Source organism: Deltaproteobacteria bacterium (assembly GCA_005879795.1).
Classification (GTDB): domain Bacteria; phylum Desulfobacterota; class Binatia; order DP-6; family DP-6; genus DP-6.
The window spans coordinates 1-4,345 of record VBKJ01000017.1 but is presented as its reverse complement, the minus strand read 5'-3'; the positions used below and the strand labels follow the sequence as shown (position 1 = coordinate 4,345).

General features: G+C 67.2%; 4 protein-coding genes. 1 reads left to right on the top strand and 3 read right to left on the bottom strand.

The features are described from left to right. The first annotated feature begins 95 nt into the window (after window positions 1–95). Window positions 96–839 carry a hypothetical protein gene (locus E6J59_00765; GenBank protein TMB24153.1) on the top strand — a complete coding sequence of 248 codons (744 nt, stop codon included), beginning with the start codon at window positions 96–98 and terminating at the stop codon, window positions 837–839. Between the two features lie 107 nt (window positions 840–946). Here the strand turns inward: E6J59_00765 and E6J59_00760 are convergent, their stop codons facing one another. The 3 genes from E6J59_00760 to E6J59_00750 are packed head-to-tail and all read right to left on the bottom strand — an operon-like array spanning window position 947 to window position 4,243. Next, on the bottom strand, window positions 947–1,798 hold the full coding sequence (locus E6J59_00760) for a carbohydrate ABC transporter permease (GenBank protein ID TMB24152.1): 852 nt from the start codon (window positions 1,796–1,798) through the stop codon (window positions 947–949). Next, window positions 1,795–2,637, bottom strand: coding sequence for a sugar ABC transporter permease (locus tag E6J59_00755; GenBank protein ID TMB24151.1), 843 nt, complete (start codon window positions 2,635–2,637; stop codon window positions 1,795–1,797). Before E6J59_00755 ends, E6J59_00760 begins: the two co-directional genes overlap by 4 nt. A gap of 7 nt (window positions 2,638–2,644) precedes the next feature. Further along, entirely contained in the window at window positions 2,645–4,243 is a 1,599-nt protein-coding gene (locus E6J59_00750) for a carbohydrate ABC transporter substrate-binding protein (GenBank protein ID TMB24150.1), read from the bottom strand. Window positions 4,244–4,345 lie beyond the last annotated feature (102 nt).

Here is a 4,345-nt window from a genome sequence, read left to right as displayed (position 1 = left end):
CGACTACCGACGCATGGCCGACGTCGTTCGCGGCGTCCATCGCGCGGTGCTGACGCTCGCGCGATGACGCCCGCGCGCCGCTAGGATCGCCGTCCATGGAGACGCGGCTCGACGTCTCGCGACAGCGGTTCGTGCGGGAGACGGCCGCACGCTTCTTCCTGCGCTTCCACATGTCGCTCATCTTCGCGGGCGCCGCGGCCGGCGGCGTGCTCGCGAGCCGATGGCTCTTCGTCAGCGGTGTGGACGCTCTCGCCGAGCGCTACGCGCTGGCTGTCGTCGGCGCCTACTTCGTCTTCTTCGTCCTCGTCCGCGGCTGGATCTTCTACGCCACGCGGCTGGCGCCCGATCCCGGGCTCGATGCGCCGGGCGGCTGGCCGGGCGGTGGCGGTGGCGGCGGCCCGCACGTCGCGGGCGGCGGTGGTCAGTTCGGCGGCGGCGGCGCGAGCGGGACGTTCGAGGGAGGCGTGCTGCCGCGGATCGAGGCCGCGACGCCGTCGTCCGGGGGCGGTGGATCGGGGTTCTCGCTGGACCTCGACGACGCGTGGCTCGTCGTGCTCGCGCTGCTGGTCTTCGTCGCGTGCCTCGGTGGTGCCGCGCTCTGGGTGGTGTGGCAGGCGCCGGTGATCCTGCCCGAGGCGGCCTTCGAGGCCTTGCTCGCCGCGGGCCTCGTCAAGGCGGCGCGGCGCGCGCAGACCGGCGGCTGGGCGCGCGGCGTGTTGCGCTCGACGGCGCTGCCCTTCGCGCTCATGCTCGGCGCCTCGGTCGTCCTCGGCTGGGCGGTCCAGCACGCGTGCCCGGCGGCGACGCGGCTGCTGGATCTGCTGACCCGCTGTCCGTAGGAAATGGGGGGCCTCGAAGGGCCCCCCATACCCACACGCTCGGGCGCCCCGGCGAAGCCGTGGCACCCCTCGATACTCCGACAGGCTCCTGACCCGACCCCGAGCGGTCAGCTCCCGGAGACGGCGCCCGAGACGAGCCCGCTCACCAGATAGCGCTTGAAGACGTAGTACAGCACGACGGGCGGGATCGAGTAGACCGTGGACACCGCCATCAGCAGGTTCCACGGCGCGTTGTCCGTCGTGAGGAAGTTGCCCATGGCCACGGGCAGTGTGATGCGCGGCTCGCCGGTCAGCAGCAGCAGCGCATAGAGGTACTCGTTCCAGGCGTAGAGAAACGCGTAGGTCCCGATCGCGATGAGCGGCGGCCGGATGAGCGGCAGGTAGAGGTGAAAGAACGTGGCGAGGATCCCCGCGCCGTCGATGGCGCCCGCCTCTTCGATCTCCGGCGGCAGCGAGCGCGCGCAATCCGAGAGCACCCAGAGCGCATACGGCGAGGCGAACGTCACCATGGCCAGCACGACCGCCAGCTTGCTGTCGATGAGGTCGTAGTCCGCCATCATCCGGAAGAACGGGATGGACAGGAACGACGACGGGATCACATAGGTGAAGAGCGTGAGCCCGGACACCCAGCGGCGGAAGCGGAAGTTGATCCGCGCCATCGCGAACGAGCCGAGGGCGGCGATGGCGGCCACCACGACCATCGCCCACACGGCGATCACGAGGCTGTTGCCGATCTGCTGCCAGAAGTAGCGCACGAACGGGTTGTCCTGCCCCATCGTGTACACGTAGTTGCGGATCGTGGGGTGCTCGACGTAGAGCCCGGGCTTGAAGAGGTCGTTCGTCGGGGTGAACGACAGCAGGAGCATGTAGTAGACGGGGAACAGCGTCCAGGCCAGCATGACCACGGCCACCACGCTGAGCCACACGTGCAGGGCCCGTGAGTGTCGCGCGCGGCTCATATCTTCACCCACCGCAGCAGCATGCCGATGAAGACCAGCGTCGCCGGCATCGCTACCGCGAAGGTGGCCATGCCCCACTCGAGCCGGCCCATGGTGAACGTGTACCGGTAGGCGAGCGTCGCCAGCACGTGCGTGGAGTCGCCGGGCGCGCCGCCGGTCATCAGCCACGGCACCGTGAAGTCGCCGAGCGTGAAGACCATCGAGAGCAGCGTGCAGATCAGGTAGAGATTGCGCAGGAGCGGGAAGGTGACGTGCCAGAAGTTCTGCACGCTGGAGGCGCCGTCGATGGCCGCCGCCTCGTAGAGCTCGTTCGGGATCGCGCGCCGTCCGGCCAGGAAGATGATGGTCCAGAACGGCAGGTACTTCCAGATGTGGAACACCATCACCGCCCCCAGGGCCGTCCAGTACTGCGCGAGCCACGGCACCGAGGGCAGGCCGAAGACGCCGAGCAGGTAGTTGAAGATGCCCCACTGCGAGTTGAGCATCCAGCGGAACGACAGGATGCCGGGCAGGGCGGGGATCGCCCACGGGATCAGGAAGAGCGCGGCGAGCAGGCGGATCCAGCGAAAGGGGTAGTCGAGGATCCCCGAGAGCAGGAGCGCCAGCACGAGCTTCACGTTGACGGCGACGCCTACGTACCAGAGCGTGTTGATCGCCGTCTGCCGGAAGATCGGGTCGGAGAAGAGCGCGCGATACGCGTCGGCGTCGAGCGCGAACCAGACGCCCATCGTCATCGGGTAGATCACGAACGCCGCGAAGAGGAAGAGCAGCGGCGCCGTGAAGAGAAAACCGTGGAGGGTGCGCGAGCGGAGGAGCCGCCCGCGCACCGTCGTCCTCATCGGCAGGTTACTTGAAGTGCGTGAAGATGGCCTTGACGCGCTCGATGCCCTCGTCGGCCGCCTTGTCGGCCGTCCACTTGTCGATGGCGATGCGCGCCATGGCCTTGCCCCACACGTTCTCGTCGTAGACCTGCGAGAACGCCGGGTGCTTCCAGTGGTCGAACACCTTGTTCTCCCGGTCGAGGAAGATCGTGGTGGCCACCGGCACGTGCAGATCTTTCTGGCCCTTCGGGCCCTTGTGGCCCGTGCGCCAGAACGGATCGTCAGCCACGTCCTTGAAGGCCGGGAACCAGCGGCCGTTGGCCGCCTTGATGTATTCCGAGAAGCGCTCCCGCTCGACGACGAATTTGATGAAGTCTCTGGCGGCCTTCTGGTTCTTGCTCTCGGCGGGAATGATGATGGTCTTCACGGCCGAGAGGTAGCGCGCCTTCTTGCCGTCGGGCCCGTCCGGCCACTCGATCGTCGCCATGTTGTCGAAGTAGTTCTTCTTCTCGGGATCTTCCTTGTTGAAGAACTGCGCGGCCGGGATCGACTGCGACGGGTTCGGCGTCATGACGATGAGCCGGCTGTGGAAGCCCGCGTTGTTGTCGCCGTCCGTCCAGTTGGTGGCGTCCGGCGGCACGTAGCCCGAGGTGAACAGCTCGCCGAACCACTTGAGCGTCTCGGTGATGGCTTTCTTGTTCTTCGCCTGGTCGGCGACCACCTTGCCCTCGGCGTCGATCACCTCGCCGTGGTAGGAGAGCAGCGCCATGTCGAAGTTGTAGAGCGTGTCGCTGGCGCGCGTCGACTCCGTCATCCCGATGCCGTACAGCTTGCCGTACTTTGCCGCGTCCTTCTTGCGCAGCTCGTCCTGCGCCTTCTTCCAGTAGCCCCAGTACGCGTCCCACTTCATCGGGATCCTGTCGGGCGCGTCGGCCATCCCCACCTCGCGCAGCATGTCGCGCCAGTAGTGGATGTGCATCGTCTGTGCCTCGATGGGCACCCCGTAGTACGCGCGCTTCTTGGTCTTGCTGTTCAGCACGTGGGCGACGGCCAGCATCTTCTCGTTGTAGCGCGGCTTGAGGTCGCTCACGATGTCCGAGCAGTCGGCGAGCTGGCCCGTCCAGCCGTACTTCGGCACCACCTGCCAGTCGTTGAAGAAGCAGAAGGCGACGTCGGGCACGCGGTGCGCGATGAGCGCCGCGTTGATCTTCTTGAGCAGGTCTTCCTGCGCGGTGAAGGAGAGGTCGACCTCCACCTTGGCTCGGTTCTCGAACTCCTTCACGATCTTCTGCATGGCGGTGTCTTCTTCGGGGTAGTAGCCCTTGTTCCACCACACGACCACTTTCGACGCCTGCGCCCGCGCGACGAGCGGGAAGCCGGCGATCGACGTGGCGCCGGTGGCGAGCGCGGTGACTTTCAAGAACTCGCGGCGAGTCTGACGCATCCTGTCCTCCTCGTTGAGGTGAGCGAACGGCGGGGAGTATACGCCGCGGCCCGAGAGGCGACAAGGAAGCGTCTCAGACCTGCGCTCCTGGGAACGTGCGATTTCCGGTGAGAGCACCGCATCGCGCCGGGCATCCTGCCCGGGCCGCCGTCGCGAGGCGGGTCGAGGCGGTGGTATCATCGCGGACTACATGCAGATCGTCAGAGAGTTCCTCGCGTGAGTGAGCTCGTTCCCGGCTGCGCGGTCGTCACCGGCGGCGGCTCCGGGCTCGGGCGCGGCATC